At 61.8% G+C, this 1817-nt stretch carries 1 protein-coding gene and 1 pseudogene; both read left to right on the top strand.

Annotated features, from left to right (window positions below; genetic code table 11):
- Nucleotides 1-115 precede the first annotated feature (115 nt).
- Nucleotides 116-1615 carry an IS21-like element ISPst3 family transposase gene (istA, locus tag EGJ86_RS24805; RefSeq protein WP_125836939.1) on the top strand — a complete coding sequence of 500 codons (1500 nt, stop codon included), beginning with the start codon at nt 116-118 and terminating at the stop codon, nt 1613-1615.
- Nucleotides 1608-1817: pseudogene (gene istB, locus EGJ86_RS24810) on the top strand (IS21-like element ISPst3 family helper ATPase IstB); the annotation flags it as partial. The gene istA and the pseudogene istB, both read left to right, overlap by 8 nt.

The raw sequence follows: 1817 nt of genomic DNA on the forward strand, positions 1-1817 counted from the left end.
TGTTGCCGCTGACCGAAAACTGACCCAGTAGAGGCTGTTCTGCCGACTGAAAACTGACCCAGGTGTTCAACTGCTTCTGCTCAATTTTTGAGCAGGAGAACACAGGGTGATCAGTATGGAAATGATGGGCAAAATCCGCCGGATGTATTTCCGCGACAAGCTGTCGCTGCATGAGATAGCCAAGCGCACCGGGCTGGCGCGCAACACGATTCGCAAGTGGGTCAGAGCACCTGAGGCCAAGCAGCCGGTGTACCAACGCCGCGCGATCTTTAACAAACTCAGCCCTTTTCACGTCACGCTAGAGCAGGCGCTAAAAGCCGATTCGCTGCGCCCCAAGCAACAGCGGCGCAGTGCCAAGGCGCTGTTGGCGCAAATCAAAGCCGATGGTTATGACGGTGGCTACAGCCAGCTCACCGCGTTTATCCGTGCCTGGCGAGGGGGACAGGGCAAGGCGTCGCAGGCCTTTGTGCCGCTGACCTTTGCTCTTGGCGAGGCGTTTCAGTTTGACTGGAGCGAGGAAGGCTTGCTGGTCGGCGGCATTTACCGGCGTATGCAGGTGGCACATCTGAAGCTGTGTGCCAGCCGTGCGTTCTGGCTTGTGGCGTATCCGAGCCAGGGCCATGAGATGTTATTTGACGCCCATACACGCTCGTTCGGCGCCTTGGGCGGCGTGCCGCGCCGGGGCATCTACGACAACATGAAGACCGCCGTCGACAAGGTCAATAAGGGCAAAGGCCGGGCGGTGAATGCACGCTTTGCGGTGATGTGCGCGCATTACCTGTTCGATCCGGACTTCTGCAACGTCGCCGCTGGTTGGGAAAAGGGCATCGTTGAAAAGAACGTGCAAGACAGCCGCAGGCGTATCTGGCTAGACGCCCAGGACTGCCAGTTTCACTCCTTCGAGGAACTCAATGCCTGGCTGGGCCAGCGCTGCCGCGCGCTTTGGAACGAGCTGACGCACCCTCAATACAGCGGTCTGAGTGTGGCCGAAGTGCTGGAGTTGGAGCGCGCTGAACTGATGCCTGTGCCAGCGCCATTCGACGGTTACGTCGAGCGGCCTGCGCGGGTCTCCAGCACCTGCTTGGTCAGCGTCGGGCGCAACCGCTACTCGGTGCCGTGTGAGTACGCGGGTAAGTGGGTCAGCAGCCGTTTGTATCCGACGCGAATCGAGGTGGTGGCTGACGACGCGCTGATCGCCAGCCATGTCCGCTTGCTGGATCGCGACCAGGTCAGCTATGACTGGCAGCACTACCTCCCGCTGATCGAACGCAAGCCCGGTGCGCTGCGCAACGGCGCGCCCTTTGCTGATCTGCCGGCGCCGCTGCGTCAGCTTAAGCACGGTCTGGGGCGTCATGCCGGCGGTGACCGGATCATGGCGCAAGTTCTGGCTGCCGTACCGGTCGCCGGGCTCGATGCGGTGCTGGTGGCTGTTGAGCTGGTACTGGAAAGCGGCAGCCTGAGCGCCGAACACATCCTCAATGTCGTGGCGCGCCTGGCCGCGACCGAACCACCACCCAGCGTCGAAAGCCACTTGTCGCTCAAGGAAGCCCCCGTCGCTAACACGGCGCGCTACGACCGCCTGCGTGGCCAGGCCGAGGAGGTCGGTCATGCGTGATTTGATGGCGGAACTCAAGGAGCTGCGCCTGCACGGCATGGCCACGGCCTGGGCGGAGTTAACTGCACAGGGTGAGTCGAACACAGCCTCGTCCAAGTGGCTGCTCGAACACCTGCTGGAACAAGAGCACACAGATCGCGCCATGCGCTCGGTGAGCCACCAGATGAACATGGCCAAGCTGCCGATGCACCGCGATCTGGCC

It is taken from the genome of Pseudomonas sp. o96-267, assembly GCF_003935465.1.
Lineage (GTDB): Bacteria > Pseudomonadota > Gammaproteobacteria > Pseudomonadales > Pseudomonadaceae > Aquipseudomonas > Aquipseudomonas sediminis.